Raw genomic sequence first — 19,200 nt, 5'->3', positions numbered from 1 at the left:
TGCGGGTGCGTTTTTTTTCAGACTGAAGCGTGCCCGCGCAAACGAACCACCAAAGGCATCATCGCCAACACCAAAACGGCCGAGAAAAAGAAGGGTGCGCCCGGAAGGTAGACGCCTTCAGCATCGACTGAAGCCTGAAACAGACCAGTCATCACCAGGGGCGACAGGACAGCAGCAACAGATGATAGCGACGCGATGACCCCCTGCACCACACCCTGACGGTCTTCGTCGGCCTGGTTCGAGGCCATTGCCGTCATCAATGCGGGCACAAGATCAGACAAGGCGGCCAGCAAAAGAAAGACTACAAGGGCGGTGATCGTCGCTGTGAAACCAAATCCGATCATTCCAATCAGCGCGGACATCATCCCCAGCATCAAAGTGCGGTAATCGCCAATCCACTTGATGAAAAGGGGCATTAATCCCCCCTGCACAATCGCCAGCATCACGCCGTAAGCAGCAAGCGACAACCCAATGTAGAGTGTCGGCCAGTCGAAAACTTCACGCGTCCAAAACGCCCAAAGGGTCGGATAGACCATATTGGCAAATTCAAAGATGAAAATGCACAGCAGCGGTATCGCCAGCCCCGGAAACCGGAAGGCGTCAAAGATCGATTTGAACGGATTCAGATCGCGCTTGCCAAAAGGGCGGCGTTTTTCGGGTGTCAGGCTTTCGGGCAATACAAACACACCGAACAGGGCGTTCGCGGCGGATAAAACCGCAGCGATCCAGAACGGCGCGGTGATACTGATCTCGGCTGCAATGCCTCCGATGGCTGGCCCAAGTACAAACCCGATCCCGAAGGCCGCTCCAATCAGACCGAAATTTGCAGCCTTTTCGGTGGGAGAGGATATGTCGGCAATGTAAGCCGTCGCAGTGATGTAAGTTGCCCCGGCCAAACCTGCGAGCGTGCGCCCGAGAAGAAGCAACCAGAAGCTGTCAGCCAATGCCATGATCACGTAATCCAGCGCGAGCATGACCAAGGCGGCAATCAGGATCGGCCTGCGTCCGATGGCGTCCGAAATGCTGCCTACAATGGGGCCGCACAGGAACAGCGCTCCGGCATAGGCCGCCATCAGCAGCCCGCCCCAAAAAGCGCCCTGCCCGGTGTCCCCAGCACCAACGCGATCCATCAGGTCGGGCATGATGGGGAACACGATGCCGATACCGATGGCGTCGATCATCAGCGTGATCAGAATGAAGGTTATGGCTCTGCTTTTGAACATATCGCCCTATCGGACGGGTACGCGGCTAAAGCAAGAGGAAAGGGCAGAACTTTTCACTTGTCGGGCAACCGTTTTCAATCAGGACAAACTCACCCGCAGCCTTGCCATCGATGAGCGAACTGGCTGCCCCCTCGAAAGCAACCAATCTCAAGTTCCCAGCCCCCTTCGGTCCGTTCGATTTATCGCACAACATATACCGAGGTATGCGAATGACGGACGACCCGGGCCGCGTTTGGACCAAGCAGATAATCCTTAAAATCAGGCTTATGCGCACCGATCACGATCAAGTCTGATCCCGCGCTTTCGGCCGTTTTCAGTATTTCCTGATAGGCGCTGCCTGTGGCCACCACATGGCGAACCTGTGCATTGCGTTCCTCACCCAGCGTTGCGGCGCAGAGGGCGACCAGCTTTTCATGAGCCTCTTCAATCACCTTTTCGTGGTGGTGGGGTTCGAAGAAACTGCTGACGAACCCCTCTCCATAATCGGGCGTCACCGTCACCACATCCAGCCGCGCGCCATCCATTTCGGCCAGCGCTGCGGCGCGTTCTAGGACAGCAACATCAAGATCGCCATTGCTGATATCCACGGCGCACAGAATAGCTTTGGTCATGCGGGTTCTCCCTGTTTTGCGGCGCGGCCGCGCTGGAGGAAGGCGACAAGACCCAACAGGATCAGCGCCGGGATAAAGATCAGCTCTTTCGCAGGCTGGCTTTGCGGAGCCTGAATGCTGGTGATGCGAACGGCATCGTCAGCATAATAGTCAAACATATCCAGCTCATCCGCGACCGGCGTGCCGAACATCGGCTCGTCAAGCTTGACCAGACCATCCTCTTCCAGCGTCATCAAGCCCAGAGCGTCGACGCGTGCTGTGCCATCGGCCCCTTCCGGAATGTCCAAAACAACGGTGGTTTCGGTCATATTGCCGGTGTCAAAGTCAGGACCGGCAACCTCGATCCGCATGGTGCTGCCCGGCGCGGCCTCACCCACGGCTTGTGTCAGCTGTGCCGGTTCGATCTGCGCAAAGGGCGGTGCGATCCGGTTCATGAAGAAATCCGGACGGAACAGTGCAAAGGCGATCAGGATTAATGCCACGCTTTCATAGATGCGGTTCTTGGTCAGGAACCAGCCCATGGTGCCAGCGGTGAAGATCAGGATCGCGATGGTGGCGGAGATGGCCACCAAGATGCCCTGTACCCAGCCCACATCGATCAGCAACAGGTCAGTGTTGAAGATGAACACGAAAGGCAGCGCGACTGTACGCAAGGAATAGAAGAAGGCGGTAAAGCCTGTCTTGATCGCATCGCCGCCAGAAACAGCAGCAGCCGCAAAGCTCGCCAGACCAACCGGCGGCGTCACATCAGCCATGATACCGAAATAGAACACGAACAGGTGCACCGCGATCAGTGGCACGATCAAGCCGTCCTGCGCGCCCAGTTCGACAACCACACCCGCCATCAGCGAGCTGACAACGATGTAGTTCGCGGTGGTCGGCAGACCCATGCCGAGGATCAGGCTCAGCAGACCGACCAGCGCCAACATAGCGATCAGGTTGCCGCCCGACAGGAACTCGACCAGGTCAGCCATTACCTGACCCACGCCGGTGAGCGTCACGGTGCCCACGATCACACCCGCAGTAGCGGTGGCCAGAGCGATACCAATCATGTTGCGCGCGCCGTCGATCAGCCCGTTCCACAGGTCAATGACACCGGCCATGAAGGCGTTCGCTGTGTCGCTTTCGCCGCGGAAGATGGACTTGAGCGGCTTCTGCGTGAGCAGGATCACGAACAACAGAGAGGTTGCCCAAAAGGCCGACAGGCCGGGCGATTTCTGTTCGATCATCAGGAAGTAGACCAGCACGATAATCGGCAACAGGTAATGCAGACCAGCCTTGTAGATCTCGGCGATCACCGGAAGTTCGACCTCTTTGGCATTAGGATCGTCAGGCACCAAGTCCTCTACTCCGGAAGCCAGCCAAAGTAGGATCAGATAGGCCAGCACAATCAGCGCCGACAGGACCAGCCCCGACGCGTCGGGCATGAGCGCAACGATCGCCTTGATCGGGTACTGAATGCCGTAGCACAGCCCAGCAAAGCCCACGAAGAACAGCGCCATGCCGCCAATCGTACGACCCATCGAAACAACGCGGTCGCCCAATGTCGGCATGTTCCGCTTCACCGCTTCAAGATGCACGATATAGACCAGCGCGATGTAGGAAATTGCAGCAGGCAGGAATGCATGGGTGATCACCTCAACGTAGGAGATGCCTACATATTCCACCATCAGGAAGGCCGCAGCGCCCATCACGGGCGGCATAATCTGACCGTTCACGGATGAGGCAACCTCGACCGAGCCTGCCTGTTCGCTAGAAAAGCCTACACGTTTCATTAGCGGGATGGTGAACGTACCGGTCGTCACAACGTTTGCGATGGATGACCCCGAGATCAGGCCGGTCGCTGCCGAACCCACAACAGCCGCTTTGGCCGGGCCACCGCGCAGGTGTCCTAGTGCGCCAAAGGCCATCTTGATGAAGTAGTTGCCCGCGCCCGCCTTATCCAGCAGTGCGCCGAACAGCACGAACAGAAAGACGAACTTGGTTGAAACGCCCAGCGCGATGCCAAAGACACCTTCGGACGTGATCCACATATGGCTCATCGCCTTTTGCAGGCTGGCCCCTTTCCAGCGGATCACCTCGGGCACCCACTCGGAGGAACCGAAGAAGACGTAGGCGAGAAAGATCGTGGCAATGATAGCCATCGCAGGGCCAAGCGCGCGACGCGCGGCCTCAAACAGCAGCAGTAGGCCAACAAGGGCGAACCATTTGTCGGTGTCGTCTGCAAGGCCGCCTGCATCAACGATCTTTTGGTAGAAGAAATAACCGTAAAGCGCCAGGAATGCGCCGACGATCCCCATAATCCAGTCTTGAACAGGGATATAGTTTCGCGGGCTGGATTTAAGCGCCGGATAGGCCGAGAAGGCCAGGAACATCGCAAAGGCCAGATGTATCTGGCGCGAGTTATTCACCACGCTGCCCGGCAGCAGGTAATTCGATAAGGGAGAGGCCAGAACGACCTGAAACACCGACCACAAGACCGCAACGATCGCTAGAAACAGCCCGACATTTCCCGCCGGATCACGCGCGCCTGCATCTGATGAGGCAACCAGTTCCTGAAGCTCTTCTTCGGAAAGAGGGCGGTTGCCCTGTGTGTCGGAACTCATGTTGGTATCTCCCTGTCCTTCGGCCTTGGTTTTTGCAGCCGTCTTGTCTCCGGTTTAGCCCGGATATGAATCGGGGCGCCCCGAAAGGCGCCCCGTGTCAGGTCTGGTTACTGAATCCAGCCTTTTTCTTTATAGTACTTCTCTGCACCTGGATGCAGCGGTGCCGACAGGCCATCCGCAATCATCTCTTCCGGTTTCAGGTTGGCAAATGCCGGGTGCAGCTTTTTGAAGTCATCGAAGTTCTCGAAGACTGAGCTGACAACCGCATAAACCGCGTCTTCCGACACATCTGCCGAAGTCACGAAGGTCGCACCAACACCAAAGGTCGATGTGTCACCATCCGAACCACGGTACATACCACCGGGGATGGTTGCGGTACGGTAGAACGAGTTGTCACCCACCAGCTTGTCAACCGCATCGCCACTGACATTCACCAGAACCGAGTCGCACGCGGTGGTTGCTTCCTGAATCGATCCCGAGGGATGACCAACAGTGTATACCATCGCGTCAATCTGGTTATCGCACAGAGCAGCAGACTGTTCAGCCGCTTTCAGCTCGGTCGCCAGTTCGAAATCGTCGGTAGTCCAACCCATTTCGCCCAGCAGAACTTCCATGGTGCCGCGCTGACCGGAACCAGGGTTGCCGATATTGACGCGCTTGCCCTTCAGGTCTTCGAAATTCGAGATACCCGCGTCGGCACGCGCCACAACCGTGAACGGCTCTGGGTGTACCGAGAACACGGCACGCAGGTTCTCAAACGGGCCGGCTTCTTCGAATTTCGAGCTGCCGTTATACGCGTGGTACTGCCAGTCCGACTGTGCCACACCAAACTCAAGCTCGCCTTCGCGAATGGTGTTGATGTTGTAAACCGACCCCCCAGTCGACTCCACCGAACACCGGACCCCGTGTTCTTTCCGGCCCTTATTGACCAGACGGCAGATTGCGCCACCCGTCGGGTAATATACACCCGTAACGCCGCCAGTTCCGATCGTGATAAACTCTTCTGCATATGCCGCTGGTGCCATCAGGGCCGCCGCGGCAAATGCGGTGATTGAGGATTTCTTGAACACTTTGACACTCCTGTTGTCAGTCTTTTTTGATCTGTTGGGGCGCCTGAAACCGTTCAGAACACAACAGAAAAAATCGCACTGGAATCAGGCCCCCCGATGAATAAGAGAAAAGCGAAACCAAACAGCAGGTGTCTATACGGTTGATTACGTATAGGCTTGGATTCAAAGATAGGGGAATGAGGGTAATCGGCCGCAGGTCGCGTCTTAGGTACCGATACTTGTATTAAGGTCGTTTGGACAGAATTTGGACCACGCAGGACATCAAGAACTTCGTCCAGATCATGCCGAACCCGCGCGCAGGCGCAGGTCGCTGCGTGCAACGCTTGCATTGTGCCTGGGTGGGTTGCAGTTTCTCGCGATCCTTTCCGTCATCCTGTCGACCTTTGTCAGCTCGGAAAACGCGCTTTTGCGGCAATCGCGCAATTCTCTGAACGAGGTTAGCGTAAACGTCATCGGGCAGGTCAAAAGTTTCCTGAACCCGGCCCGTCAGGCTTTGGATGCTACAAGGCGTCTTGCCGAAAATGACGTTCTGGACATCAGCGATGCCACCGTTTTGGAAAGCCATTTCTTCCAGCAGCTTCAGGTCGCACCACAGCTTGCAGGGATGTATCTGGCCGATAATACGGGCAGGTTTGTCTATGTGATGCGCGCAGAAGAGGCCGGGCGCTATCGCACCAAGTACGTTCCGCCATTTCTTGAGGGCACGACCGAGCATCCCGCCGATTTCAAATGGCGCAATGATCAGTTTACTCTGCTTGAGACGGCGGCCACCGACACCGATACCTATGAGGCGCGCAGTAGGCCTTGGTTCCGAATGGTCTCTGAGACCAAAGCGCCGATCTGGACAGAACCCTATATCTTCTTCACGACGCGCCAGCCGGGGATCACCTATAGCGTGCCGATCTTGGACGAGGATGGAAACATCCGCGCCATTTTGGGTGTCGATATCCAGATCGACGCCCTGTCGGGATTCCTGCTGGATATCTGGTCTGAACGACGAGGCGCCGCGCTGGTTTTGAACGGAGATGGTGCGGTTCTGGCACACCCAACGCTCGTGTTGATCCGGCAGGAAGCCCATATGGAAGCGCCTGAGTTGACCCGGGTGGATCAGATCGCGGACCCAATCGCGCAAATGGCGTTCGGAGATGTGGTGCAAACCGATCTGAGCGACGCTGAGGGTCCTGTCCACACGGATTTCCAGCTAAACGGTCAAGACTATGTGGCGATGCTGATCGAGGTGTCCGAGCCGGGGCTGCGTTGGCTAATCGGCCTTTATGCGGCCGAGGACAACTTTATTGGCGAGATCAAGAAGAACCGGACACAAGGCGTCTGGATCGCGCTGGCCATCGCCATTCTGACCGGCGCAATCGGGCTTGCCATGGCCGACCGGATCTATGCCCCGGTGCGCACCTTTGCCAGTCAGAGCCAGCAACTGTTCAGTGGGGAGATCACGCCCGAAGAAGGTTTGCACAGCCCTTATCGTGAGCTGGAAGATACCGGTGTGGCTCTGACGCAAGAGGTCAAACAACGTCAACGGTTCGAAACCGCCTATGGCCGCACCTTCGATCTGGCCTCGCGGGGGATGGCCCAGATCTCGCCCGAGACGGGGCGGTTTCTACGGACCAACGAACAGCTTTGCGACATCATGGGGTATAAGCCGGAAGAACTGGAGAAGATGACGCTGGCCGACATTCTGCCCGAAGACGGTCATCAGATTGCGGTCAAGTTCCGCGAAACCCTGCTGCAGGATTCCGAGTTCATAATCGAGAGCCAGTTTATCCGCAAAGACGGATCTCCGATCTGGCTGCGGGTCAACGCAATCCTTATCCGCGATGAAAGTGGCATACCCGATCACGCAGTTGCCATTATCGATGATGTGAGTGATCGGAAGCAGGCCGAGGATGAGGCCGGCCGCCTTAGCCGCGATCTGTCCCATGTGGCGCGGGTCAACTTGATGGGTGAGATGGCATCCGGGCTGGCGCATGAGCTGAACCAGCCACTTAGCGCGATCTCATATAACGTTGACGCTGCGAAGATCACGTTGGATGAAATCGGCGATCCCGATCCTGAACTGACCGAGATCCTTTCGGATATCGACCGCCAGTCTCGCCGCGCAGGCGACATCATCCGCGCCCTGCGCGAAGTGGTGCGAAAGGATCGCGGACGTCAAACGCCGTTTGAGCTGAGCGGGCTGATCCGGCAAACCGTCAGTCTGATGGAGGCCGAGGCGAAACTGCATGAGATCAAGTTGCATTTTGAGGAATCCGGCCTTCCCCCGGTGATCGGAAACCGGACACAGATCGCGCAGGTGCTGGTCAATCTGCTGCGCAATGCAATTGATGCTCTGGCGCGTGATCCGGTGGCGAAAGGCCAGATCAACATTATGACCCGAACCACAGATGAAATGGTCGAAGTCCATGTGCAGGACAACGGTCCTGGCGTCAGTGATGATGTCACTTTGTTCAATACATTCGACACGCAAAAGACCGACGGAATGGGCCTGGGCCTGTCCATTTGCAGAACCATTGTCAAAGCCAACGGCGGAACGATTTGGTATGAACCCACCGAAACAACAGGCGCATGCTTTTGTTTCACCCTGCGCCGCAGTGACTTATCCGAGGAAAATCAGGAATGATCTTTGATCCGCAGGTTGTATACATCGTCGATGACGACGAAGATGTGCGTATCGCACTGTCGCGCTCCCTCAGCAAACGTGGGATGCGGGTCGAACACTTTCCGGATGCACAGGCCTTTCTGAACCAAGTGCATGAAGATGCAAAAGGATGCCTGATCCTTGATTACGGAATGCCGGGGATGGACGGGCTGGAACTGCAGGATCATCTGAACCGGCGCGACTCGACCCTCCCGGTCATATTCATCTCAGGCCATGGGGGCATTCCGGAATCGGTCCGCGCCACAAAGGCAGGCGCAATTGACTTTCTGGAGAAACCTTTCGACCTGCAGGTGCTGGTTGAACGAATTCAGGCCGCTTTCGAACTTGGCACAAAACTGCGCACCGATAAAACAAGGCGTCAGATGCTTGCAGATAAGCGCAGACTTTTGACCGAGCGCGAGGAACAGGTGCTGCAGCATATTCTGACCCACCCCTCGCGGACATCTAGCAAAGAGATTGCCACTGCACTGGGAATAAGCCCTCGCACGGTGGAAATTCATCGGGGACGCATCCAACAGAAGGTTGGTGTGAAAACGACCATCGAGCTGTATGAGCTATTTGGGCAGACGCACTGATGGCAAGTGTTACGACGTACACGCCCACAACTTGATTTGGCGCAGCAGTAATACTGAGCCTTGGTCCTAGGCATCCTCTGCGGATGTGTAGCAATTATTCATCGAGCGCCTGTGCTTAGATGCGTTATCCTGCGAGGTCGGCAAAAGTCGAAAGGCAGATGCTGTTTGGCTTGCGAATTGCGTCTTGCAGATCATATTGGCATTTTCGATACCGGCCCGCCCTATGCGACGGCAACATTGGCAAACGGAACCGATTGGTACAATCGGCCCCTGCATCACTATTGGATAACAGCGTTTTCCCAGGCCGAGATGAACTTTCTGCGTTTCAATACGTCCAGATAGGTCAGCAGCGCAGGGTTTAGTCCGATTGCCTCCTGTTCGCTATCGGCGGATGCAGACAAGACCGGCAGAGGCGAGCGCTCAGGACTTTGTACCGTACCGTTAATCAGATAACGCACAAATGCTTCGGCAACCTCAGGTTTTTGTGTCGCCTTAGAAACCATGACCGTTCGCATCATCGTAGTCTGGAAATCAGACGGCAAAATGATTTCAAGAGCACCCTCACCTTCAGTCTGAGCCGCCGCGTAGCTGCCCAGCACGTTATAGGCGACCAGAATTTTCCCGTCGGCCAGATCGCGAATCATGTCGCCGGAGCAGCAATATAGCCGGATGCCCAGACCGCCCATCACCTCCATCAGGCGCCAATAGGTTTCCGACGCACGCGCATCCTGCGTGGCGAACAGATAGCCCAGCCCGGATTGTCGTACGTCATAAGTTCCAACCTTGCCTCGAAACACCTCGGGCCGTTCTCGCAGCGCTTCGATCAGGCCCTGACGCGTTTGCGGGATGGTTTGGCCTTCGAAAGCTGCGCGGTTGACCACAATGGTGGCGGGCTCGGAGGTAAAGGCAAACAGACTGTCGTGCCACTGCGCCCAAGCAGGAATGGGCATACCGTCCAGAGGCAGTGCAAACCCGTCATTGGCGAGTTTCAATTGCAGGTCCATGGCACTTGAGATGACAACGTCAAATGCATCAGGTGTTGCTCGAACGCGCTCATAGATATCGGCAGTCCCTGACACCAAATATTCGACACTAAATATAGGGTTTCTTGCAACAAACTCTTCGATGAACGGTGCGAACAGAACGGTGTCGGTACTCGATATGACACGCAAGGGCGTGCCCTCGGCGCCATCGTTGAACAAACGGCGATCTTCCCAGTCGTCGGCGGTTCCAACATGCGGAAGCAGCAAAAATATCAGAGCGATAAAATAACGCATGCGCCGCCCTCTGATTGATTGGTCAGAACCAGCGTGCCGCCGTGGGCTGTTGCCACGTCCTGCACAATGGTCAGCCCCAAGCCCGAACCAATGGTCCCCGTCGCGTTCTGGCCTCTCTCAAACCTGCGGGTCAACGTGTCAATCTCATCAGATGGAAACCCCGGACCAGAATCTTTGACGCTGATCTGGATCTGAGGCGTTGCGGTGACGTTGATTTCAACGGTGCTGTCGGGGGGTGCGTATTTTAGAGCGTTGTCGACCATGTTACGCACGGCGTTCTGCAACAGGATCGGATCACCTGAGTACTGAACCGAAGCGTCACCCGTCAGAGACAACGAAAGGTCTTTCATTTCGGCGATGGGCGTCAGGCGCTGCACAAGCTCATGGGTCAAAGCAACAAGATCGAGGTCTTCTCGTTCCAGATGATCGGCCCGGAATGTGATCATGGCATGATCCAGAAGTTGCCCTGCCGCCCGAGAGCTTTCGTCAATAGCCCGCACCATCGCACGCAAAGCTTCGCGATTTTCCTTGCGTTCGACGCGTTGCAAGGTCGCCTCGGCATAGGACCGGACGGTCGCCAACGGAGTACGCACCCGGTGCGCCGCCTCTGCGATGAAATCTTCCGATTGGCTGAGAGACTGATCCAGCCGCCCCATCAGGGAATTCAGCGAAGACACCAGAGGTGCCATTTCCTTGGGCACCGGTTTTCGGAACGGGCTCAGGTCCTGCGGTCCGCGACGGGTCACCGAGGTGGTTAGCTTGTTTAACTGTCCGATGGTTGCTGTTGTAACCCAAAAAGACAATGCCGCGGTCAGCACAAAAAAGCCGATCCCCAGAAAGGCCGCATTGCGCGAGATCTGATCCAACGTTTCGGCCAGTGCATCCTGCGTCTGCGCAAGCGCGACCTCGATTTCGGTCTGACGGCCCAGACCGACCAATGTGCGGCTGGCGTTGACCTGCCGAACGCGCTCACCCCGAAGCTCACCCGCATTGAAGGTCCAGTTGCCATCCCTCGTATCTTGGGCAAGCTGAAGATCGTCATAGCCCGATATGAATGCACCATCCTGATAGATTGCATAGAACACTCGGTCATCCGACGGGGTCGCCAGCATAGAAAACGCGGCATAGGGAATATCGATCTCGAGCTGCCCATCACGCAGCGCAGCTGCATCCAGGATCGAGGCCGCCGACGCACCAAGGATATTGTCCTGCCCCTGCTGGGCCACTTGCGCTGCATAATTTCGGACCGCGAAGAACAGTAGAACGGCCAATAATGCCGCGCCGCTGATCAGCGCCAGCACAAGCCGGTTTCTGAGCGATCCATAAACAGCCGGACTAACCGTCATGGTCCAGCCTGTAGCCCAGCCCGCGCAACGTGGTGATTTTCAGTTCGGATTTCTCAAGGTGCTTGCGCAGTCGACCCACATAGACCTCAATCGCGTTGTCCGAGATGTTGTCGTCGTAAGAAAACAACCTGTCGGCCAGCTTCTGTTTCGAAAAAACCTGACCTGGCGCGTTTATGAACAGCTCCATCATCCGCAGCTCGCGATTGCGCAAGGATATCGTTTCTCCCCGCACGCTCAAATGGCCTGCGACAGGGTCAAACACGATCCCGCCGACCTCGATCCTTGATTTGGCAATCCCTGATTTGCGCCGCAAGACGGCCCGGCAACGGGCTTCTAGCTCGGCGTGATCAAAGGGCTTGGTTACATAGTCATCCGCCCCCAGATCGAGCGATCCGATTCGATCCGAAACCTGACTGCGCGCGGTCAAAACGATAACTGGCGTATCCGGATCACGGGCCCGATGACGCTGCAAAAAGTCCCGGCCATCTCCATCGGGCAGCATGATATCCAGCAGGATCAGATCATATTCCTCGATCTCAGCATAGGCCGTTGCATCGTCCAATTTCTCTGCATGATCAACGACATGACCATCCAGGCGCATGCGGGCACACATCGCATTTGCAAGATCCAGATTATCTTCGACCAGAAGGAATTTCATGAGGGCTGGGGCGCTTCCTAACGCGTGACAGGTTGATGTCAGGTTCGTGTGGTTAAACTTCAGAATAATCTGAGCCGCCCCGCGGCCGGATGTCAAATGGGAGGACATCATGACAACATTCAAACTGGGCCGTCGTGCCCTGATCGCAGCCGTTGCTGCCGTTGGTCTAACCGGACCTGCATTGGCGCAAGACCAGGTCGTGGACAGCATCCACTTTCTGATCCCCGGTGGCGCCGGCGGCGGTTGGGACGGAACCGCACGCGGAACTGGCGAGGCCCTGACCAATGCAGGTCTTGTGGGCACGGCGTCCTACGAGAACATGTCAGGCGGCGGTGGCGGTAAAGCCATCGGTTATCTGATCGAAAATGCCGAAAGCAATCACGGAACGCTGATGGTCAATTCAACACCCATCGTAATCCGGTCTCTGACGGGCGTGTTCCCGCATAACTTCCGCGACTTGACTTTGGTATCGGGCACCATCGGTGACTATGCGGCAATCGTTGTTGGCAAGGACAGCCCGATCAACTCTATGGCAGACCTACTGGCAGCCTATGACGCCGATCCAGGTGCCACCGCCATTGGCGGCGGCTCGGTTCCGGGCGGCATGGACCATCTGGTGGCAGCCATGGTGATGGAAGCAGCCGGCAAAGATGCGCTGGGCGTCAAATACATCCCTTACGATGCAGGCGGTAAGGCCATGGCGGCACTGCTGTCTGGCGAAATCGCAGCCTTGTCGACTGGCTTCTCAGAAGCTGTCGATCTGGCCAATCAGGGTGAGGTGAAGATCATCGGCGTTACCTCTGAGGAGCGCGTAGACGCGGCACCCGACGCCCAGACGATGAAAGAACAGGGCATCGATACCACCTTCGTCAACTGGCGTGGTTTCTTTGCGGCACCCGGACTGCCCGAGGACAAGCTGGCCGCCTATCAGGACGCCATCACAAAAATGTATGATACACCTGAATGGGAAGAAGTACGCGCGCGCAACGGTTGGGTGAACATCCACAACTCGGGCGACGACTTCTCTGCTTTCCTTGAAGATCAAGAAAAGCAGATCAGCGATTTGATGAAGAAACTGGGCTTCCTCTAAAGGCGGCTTCGGCAGAGCGGTCCTCCGCTCTGCCCCCAAACTCACAACAATAATACGGGAGGGGACACCATGGCGCTGGATCGCTGGATCGCGCTTGTTCTGCTGGGGATTTGTCTAACCTATGGCTATGCAGCCTGGTTCACGATGGACGGCAGCCTGCCCCCTTTCATGCAAAGGAACCCGATATGGCCCAGCACCTTCCCCAAGGTCCTGTCCATACTGGGGATAATCGCTTGCACAATCATCCTTCTGGGCTTTGAGAAAAGTGAAATAAAAGAGGCGGATATCGACTACCGCCGCCTTGGCGAATACCACCTTGGGCAGGCGATTTCGCTGCTGGTTCTGATGGTCGTCTACGCCCTGTGTCTGCGCCCCGTCGGATTTCTGATCGCGACATCGGGCTTTTTGATTATTGGTTCGTACATTCTGGGTGAACGCAAATGGCATATCATGGTGCCTGTGGCCCTGATCGCAACCGGATCGGTCTGGTATCTGGTTCAGGAAGTACTTGGAATTTACATGCGCCCACTGCCCGGCGTTTTCGGAGGCTGACATGCTTGAAGGACTTCTGATCGGTCTGCAAACGGCCTTTTCGCTTCAAAACCTATTGATGGTCATCGCGGGGTGCCTGATCGGTACATTCATCGGCATGTTGCCCGGACTGGGGCCAATGTCGATCATCGCGATCATGATCCCGGTCGCAATTTCGATGGGAGATCCATCCGCTGCTCTGATCCTTCTCGCGGGCGTCTACTATGGCGCGATTTTCGGCGGCTCGACTTCATCCATCCTGCTGAACGCACCGGGGGTCGCGGGCACGGTGGCTTCAAGCTTTGATGGCTATCCTATGGCGCGACAAGGCAAAGCCGGTAAAGCGCTGACCATTGCTGCGATCGCAAGTTTCGCAGGAGGTACGATCGGGGCAATCTTGTTGATGGTATTCGCCCCGGCGCTGTCTTCCGTGGCGCTGTTGTTTCATTCCGCCGAATATTTTGCGCTGATGGTCGTTGGCTTGTCAGCCATTGCGGCATTTGCCGGTTCAGGTCAGGTGGCAAAGGCGCTGATCATGACCATTCTCGGCCTGATCATGGCCACCGTTGGCGAGGGTGCGCTGTTCAACCTGCCGCGCTTCACTATGGGCATCATGGACCTGCAATCCGGCTTTGGCTTCATCACGCTGGCCATGGCAATGTTTGCCTTGCCCGAGGCGCTTTTCCTCGTCCTCAAGCCCAAGAATCTGCAAGGCGATGATGGTGAAATCAAAGATCTGCGCATCACTAAAGACGAGGCAAAAGCCATCGCGCCGGTTATTGGACGCCAATCGACTCAGGGTTTTTTCATCGGGGTCCTGCCGGGCGCGGGTGCGACTATTGCGAGCTTCCTTGGCTATGCGGTCGAGCGCAATATCGCGCCAAAAAAAGAGCAGGAAGAATTTGGAAAAGGCTCTATCAAAGGGCTTGCGGCACCTGAGGCGGCGAACAACGCGGCCTGTACCGGTTCGTTTGTGCCGCTGCTGACATTGGGCATTCCCGGATCGGGCACCACCGCAATTCTGCTAGGCGCGCTGATCGCGCTGAACGTCACACCCGGCCCGCGTCTGATGATCGACGAGCCGCAGATCTTCTGGGCGGTTATTATGTCGATGTTCATCGGTAACCTCGTCCTGCTGATCCTGAACCTGCCACTGATCCCCTACATCGCCAAAGTCCTGGCCGTTCCGCGCAACTATCTGATCCCGTTCATTCTGTTCTTCACCTTGATGGGTGCATATATCGGCCAGAACAACGCCACAGAACTTTTGATACTGGTCGGTTTCGGGGTCTGCGCGACGGCTCTTAAGTTCGCGGATTATCCACTCGCTCCCCTGCTGATTGGCTTTATCCTTGGGGGAATGATGGAGGACAACTTCGCACGCTCCATGCAGCTTTACGATGGTATCGGATTTATCTGGGAGCGCCCGATGACGCTGGCGCTACTGGTCGTCGCCGTGCTGTTGGTGCTGCTGCCCAGCTACCGCGCCCGCCGAGCACGGGCACGGGCAGCAGGGATCGCCGATGGCGACTGAGCCACTCTCTGGGGTCCGCGTCCTTGACCTGACCAATGTTCTTGCAGGCCCCTATTGTTGCTATCAACTTGCCCTGATGGGCGCCGAAGTCATCAAAGTTGAACGCCCCGGCAGCGGGGACCTGGCCCGCGTGCTGGGCGCGGATCCTGAACGCAACAAGGCCGGAATGGGCATCAGCTTTCTGGCTCAAAACGCCGATAAGAGGTCTGTTACGCTGGACATGAAGGCCGAGCAGGGTAAGGCGCTACTCAAAAGGCTGGTTCAAACCGCCGACGTTCTGGTTGAGAATTTCCGCCCAGGTGTCATGGATCGACTGGGGTTGGGTTATGAGGTTCTGCGCGACGAAAATCCCAACCTGATCTATTGCGCGATCAGCGGATTCGGTCAGGACGGGCCGAGGCGTGATGACCCCGCCTATGATCAGATTGTTCAGGGTATCAGCGGTGTCATGTCGATCACGGGCGCCCCCGATACGGCACCTTACCGGGTCGGCTATCCTCTGGCAGATACTGTGGGCGGATTGACCGCAGCCTTTGCCATCAGCGCGGCCTTGAACGCCAATCCACGCGGCGCATTTCTGGACGTCGCGATGACCGAGGCCGTTGTCTCGACAATGGGTTGGGTCGTTTCGAACTATCTTCTCGGAGGCGTGTTGCCGGGTGCCCATGGCAACGAAAACACCACCTCGGCCCCGTCCGGTACATTCGCCACGTCCAACGGCCCGATCAACATCGCGGCCAATCGGGATGAGCAATGGCAGGCCCTGGCAAAGCATCTAAACCGAGACGATTTGCTGACCCACCCCAACTATCAGACCCGTGAGGACCGCAAACAAAACCGGCATACCCTTCGGCAGGAACTCGAACGTGTGTTGATCGCCCGTCCGGCCGAAGATTGGGTTCGCGAATTGAATGCGCTCGGTGTACCGACGGGGCAAGTTCTTACAGTGCGTGAGACTTTGTCAGACAAACAATTGGATGGGAGGGGATTGATAGCGAGCCTGTCAGCTCACGGTGAAAAGATGCGCCTCGCAGGCAGTCCGATAGTCATGGACGGCGAGCGGAGAACTCCCCAAACTGCCCCGCCTACCCTTGGTGCCGACAACGCTGCGATCTGGTCCGAGCTTGGCTTATCTGACGCAGAAATCGACGCACTAAAACAAGAAGGGATCATATGAATGACGTGACCGATCGGGGTAGACGGCCTGTATTACTATGGAACCCGTGCCGATCGGCTGAGTTGCCAAACGATTGAAAGCCTGGTTGGGGCTGTTGGCGTCGCAGAAATGACTGATGGTACGTGATAGCAAAGAACCCACCACGCCTGATTACAGCTCAAACCATGCTAATGAACAGCCCTAACGAAGTATCGAACCATTAGGCCCGTTTCTCTTGCTCGATTTCAACGGGCTCGGCGTTTACTTCAATCACCTCTTCCGACTCTGGCTCGTCGACTTCTGGTTCTTCCTCGGCTTCCGATTGATCCTCAAGCGTTCCGACGATCAGAGGCAACATGTGCACACCTGTCGCACTGGCGATTTCAGGCGTCTGCGGTGTCTGCCAACTGAGTGTGTCGAAGCTGCCGCAGTTCTGGCAGACTGGACCCCATTCAGGCTGAATATCGTGGCAATTGTCGCAGACCCATTGCGGCCCGCGCGGTGCGTTCAACGCCTTGGCCAGCCAGCCCTGAACCACTGCGTCCGAGGCACCCTCTCCCCGTTCAATCGCAGCCATCAGCGTGTAGGCCCTGGCATCCCCCTGCTTTTCAACCACATCGCCCAGCGCGCGGCGCGCTTCGGGGAAGTCTTCGGCAACGATGTTGAGCTCGGCCAGGATCAGGCGGGTCTCCATGTTCTCCGGGTGAATCCGGGTCAGCGCCGTGAACCGCTTGACGCGTTGATCGGGCGTTTCATCCGGCGCTATCTCGGCAAAGGCATGGGCCAGATCGGGATGAGGCTGAACCTCCCATGCCTTTTTGATAATTTTGGTTGCCGCGCGCGGTTTGCCCTTTTCAATATAAGCCCGTGCGGCCATGGCGGCCGCCGGCACTAGATCGGGCGACAGGCGGTTTGCCTCAATCGCGTGTTCCTGCTGTTCAACCGTTGCCGTATCATCCAGCAGCACCTTGGCCTCAGACAAGGCCAAAACCGCATCGCGCCGCTTGAACACGTCGCGCGGCAAGTACCCGGCCTTCAGCTTTGACGTCAGCGTGGACCGCGCCCCAGCCCAATCCTGCGCCTTGGTCTGCAAGTTCAGCAGCACATCCTGCGTCTCTTCGTGCCGGGGCTTCAAGGCCAGAGCCTTCTCGGCCAGCTTGCGTGCGGTTTCATCGTCACCTTCAGCCAGTTTCTGCTTCATGATCCCGCGCACGCCGACAAATCGTGTGGCGTTGTTGGTGACCAGCTTCTTGTAGGTCTCTGACGCTTTCTTGGTATCGCCAGTCATCTCAGCGGCCTGCGCCACTAGAAGATTGGTCAATTCCGGCTTGTTCAGCAGCTTCTCGGCCTTGTTGGCCTTGGTCATCGCCACGCGCCCTTCACCAGAGGCCAGCGCCATCAACCCATCCGCCAGTGCCTTATATCCGCGCTTTTCCCGACTGCGGTCGAAATACCGCGACAGGGCGGTTTCATCACCGTTGAGGAATTTCAACGTCGCGATCAGCAGCGTCAGCAGTTTGAAGAACAACCAGACTGCAAACACCAGCACGCCCAGCGCGATCACCGATTGCAGCGGCCCAAGCGTGTATTCCGTGCCCGCGACGGTTATCTGCACGCCGCCTGATGATTCCATCAGGAACCCTGCACCCATGGCCAGCAGGCCGATAATCGCAACAAAAACAAGGATCTTTAACAATGACCACAGCATGGCAGGTCCTTCAGTTCGAGTTCAGGCTTGAAGCAAGCGTATTTGCAGCCTCGACGGCTGAGACCCGCGTCTGCGCCGCCTGCTCCCAATCCGCCAATGCAGTCTGCGCCGCTTCGGGCAGTGATTTCAATTCGGTCAGCGCCTTTGAGACATCACCATCCGCCAACGCCGCCTGAGCGCGCGACAGGACTGCGTCCGGGTCGTCCCCCTCTTGCGGTGTCACCGACCGCGCGCCCGTCTGGCGCTGCAGGAAGGCAACCAAGCCGGTCCCCTTGTTGGCATCGCGTGCATCGGCGAGCGCAGTGCGCGCAGCAGGGGCAAACGTCGAGCGCAAGGCTGAGAGCGTCTCAACCCCGTCCGTCGCTGACGCAGCCAAAGCATCCGGCACGTCAACACCCCCGGCTTTCAACTCAGCAACCAGTTCTTCATAGGGCTGACCGGCATCCAATTGGCCATGCAGACGCGACAGGATTGCAGCGTTGGTCGCCGCGCGAGCCTCGGCTGAGGCCTTCGCCTCAAGCGCCTGCGCATCTGAGACCATCTTTTCCACTTCGCTTCGCTGCGAGGCCAGGGAATCCTGCAGTTTCTTCAACTCTGCCTCGAACGCGGCGGTCGCCTCGGGCGAGACATTTGCCTCAAGCGGTTGTTTCTCAAGCGCGGTCAGGCGTTGCTCCAACGGATCGACCTTACCGGTCAGACCTTCGACACTTGTCTTCACGGCACCCAGATCGCTTTCGACCGGCGTTAGCTTGTCAGACAAAGCCCTGATCTGATCCGAAAGGCCCGAGACATCGGGGCCATCAGCAAGAGATTTGGTCAGTTGGGCAATCTGATCGGATTGTTCCGCTAGCTTCGACTCGAGCGCGGAAATCGCGTCCGAGCTATCTGTCCCACTGGATAAAAAACCGCCACTGCCCACGGCAAACCCGATTCCGGCCGCAACAATGCCGCCCAGCAGCGCCGGAACAAACCCGCCGCGCTTTTCGACGGTGCGTTCGACTACTTTCTCTTCTGCAGGTGCAACCTCTTCGACAGGCTCAGAAGCGGCTTCGGCTTCGGCTTCGGCTTCGGCTTCGGCTTCGGCTTCGGCTTCGGCTTCGGCTTCGGCTTCGGCTTCGGCTTCGGCTTCGGCTTCGGCTTC

15 protein-coding genes are annotated in these 19,200 nt (G+C 57.1%); 6 read left to right on the top strand and 9 right to left on the bottom strand.

Going from position 1 to position 19,200, the window contains the following annotated elements:
* Positions 1-17 precede the first annotated feature (17 nt).
* From ACR0KN_RS15535 to ACR0KN_RS15520, 4 genes are all read right to left on the bottom strand, one after another.
* Positions 18-1,223 (bottom strand): MFS transporter, encoded by a 1,206-nt coding sequence (locus tag ACR0KN_RS15535; RefSeq protein ID WP_480654818.1) that lies wholly within the window; start codon positions 1,221-1,223, stop codon positions 18-20.
* 179 nt (positions 1,224-1,402) lie between these two features.
* A complete protein-coding gene (locus ACR0KN_RS15530) occupies positions 1,403-1,834 on the bottom strand; it encodes a universal stress protein (RefSeq protein WP_010443038.1) in 432 nt (143 codons plus the stop codon).
* A complete protein-coding gene (locus tag ACR0KN_RS15525) occupies positions 1,831-4,440 on the bottom strand; it encodes a TRAP transporter permease (RefSeq protein WP_480654816.1) in 2,610 nt (869 codons plus the stop codon). Before ACR0KN_RS15525 ends, ACR0KN_RS15530 begins: the two co-directional genes overlap by 4 nt.
* Before the next feature lie 107 nt (positions 4,441-4,547).
* Positions 4,548-5,510: a TAXI family TRAP transporter solute-binding subunit gene (locus ACR0KN_RS15520; RefSeq protein ID WP_010443036.1), complete on the bottom strand. Its 963-nt coding sequence runs from the start codon at positions 5,508-5,510 to the stop codon at positions 4,548-4,550.
* 244 nt (positions 5,511-5,754) lie between these two features.
* On the opposite strand from ACR0KN_RS15520, the gene ACR0KN_RS15515 reads away from it, so the two are divergent.
* Positions 5,755-8,145 carry an ATP-binding protein gene (locus ACR0KN_RS15515; protein ID WP_480654814.1) on the top strand — a complete coding sequence of 797 codons (2,391 nt, stop codon included), beginning with the start codon at positions 5,755-5,757 and terminating at the stop codon, positions 8,143-8,145.
* On the top strand, positions 8,142-8,759 hold the full coding sequence (locus ACR0KN_RS15510; RefSeq protein WP_480654812.1) for a response regulator transcription factor: 618 nt from the start codon (positions 8,142-8,144) through the stop codon (positions 8,757-8,759). Before ACR0KN_RS15515 ends, ACR0KN_RS15510 begins: the two co-directional genes overlap by 4 nt.
* 278 nt (positions 8,760-9,037) lie before the next feature.
* Here ACR0KN_RS15510 and ACR0KN_RS15505 read toward each other — a convergent pair whose 3' ends face one another.
* Genes ACR0KN_RS15505 through ACR0KN_RS15495 form a run of 3 tightly spaced genes read right to left on the bottom strand, consistent with a single transcriptional unit; the run spans position 9,038 to position 12,040 of the window.
* Complete coding sequence (locus ACR0KN_RS15505) at positions 9,038-10,036, bottom strand: ABC transporter substrate-binding protein (protein ID WP_480654810.1); 999 nt, start codon at positions 10,034-10,036, stop codon at positions 9,038-9,040.
* Positions 10,015-11,382 (bottom strand): sensor histidine kinase, encoded by a 1,368-nt coding sequence (locus ACR0KN_RS15500; protein WP_480654808.1) that lies wholly within the window; start codon positions 11,380-11,382, stop codon positions 10,015-10,017. Before ACR0KN_RS15500 ends, ACR0KN_RS15505 begins: the two co-directional genes overlap by 22 nt.
* Positions 11,372-12,040 carry a response regulator transcription factor gene (locus ACR0KN_RS15495; RefSeq protein WP_170542436.1) on the bottom strand — a complete coding sequence of 223 codons (669 nt, stop codon included), beginning with the start codon at positions 12,038-12,040 and terminating at the stop codon, positions 11,372-11,374. The genes ACR0KN_RS15500 and ACR0KN_RS15495 overlap by 11 nt, the downstream gene beginning before the upstream one ends.
* Before the next feature lie 109 nt (positions 12,041-12,149).
* Between ACR0KN_RS15495 and ACR0KN_RS15490 the strand changes: the two genes are divergently transcribed.
* From ACR0KN_RS15490 to ACR0KN_RS15475, 4 genes are all read left to right on the top strand, one after another.
* Positions 12,150-13,130: a Bug family tripartite tricarboxylate transporter substrate binding protein gene (locus tag ACR0KN_RS15490; RefSeq protein ID WP_170542439.1), complete on the top strand. Its 981-nt coding sequence runs from the start codon at positions 12,150-12,152 to the stop codon at positions 13,128-13,130.
* Between the two features lie 69 nt (positions 13,131-13,199).
* Positions 13,200-13,682, top strand: a complete 483-nt coding sequence (locus ACR0KN_RS15485; protein ID WP_170471194.1) for a tripartite tricarboxylate transporter TctB family protein — start codon at positions 13,200-13,202, stop codon at positions 13,680-13,682.
* Between the two features lies 1 nt (position 13,683).
* Positions 13,684-15,195, top strand: a complete 1,512-nt coding sequence (locus ACR0KN_RS15480) for a tripartite tricarboxylate transporter permease (protein ID WP_170542443.1) — start codon at positions 13,684-13,686, stop codon at positions 15,193-15,195.
* Entirely contained in the window at positions 15,185-16,372 is a 1,188-nt protein-coding gene (locus tag ACR0KN_RS15475) for a CaiB/BaiF CoA transferase family protein (protein WP_480654804.1), read from the top strand. The genes ACR0KN_RS15480 and ACR0KN_RS15475 overlap by 11 nt, the downstream gene beginning before the upstream one ends.
* A gap of 199 nt (positions 16,373-16,571) precedes the next feature.
* Here ACR0KN_RS15475 and ACR0KN_RS15470 read toward each other — a convergent pair whose 3' ends face one another.
* Both ACR0KN_RS15470 and ACR0KN_RS15465 read right to left on the bottom strand, forming a co-directional pair.
* The gene (locus tag ACR0KN_RS15470) at positions 16,572-18,059 is read right to left on the bottom strand and encodes a heme biosynthesis HemY N-terminal domain-containing protein (protein ID WP_480654802.1); all 1,488 of its coding nucleotides are present in this window, start codon (positions 18,057-18,059) and stop codon (positions 16,572-16,574) included.
* Positions 18,060-18,069: 10 nt separating this feature from the next.
* On the bottom strand, positions 18,070-19,200 hold a 1,131-nt coding region (locus ACR0KN_RS15465), incomplete at its 5' end, for a COG4223 family protein (RefSeq protein WP_480654800.1).

Source organism: Ruegeria sp. AP7 (assembly GCF_056539905.1).
Note: the sequence above shows the minus strand (reverse complement) of the source record. Positions and strands in the feature narration are given on the sequence as shown.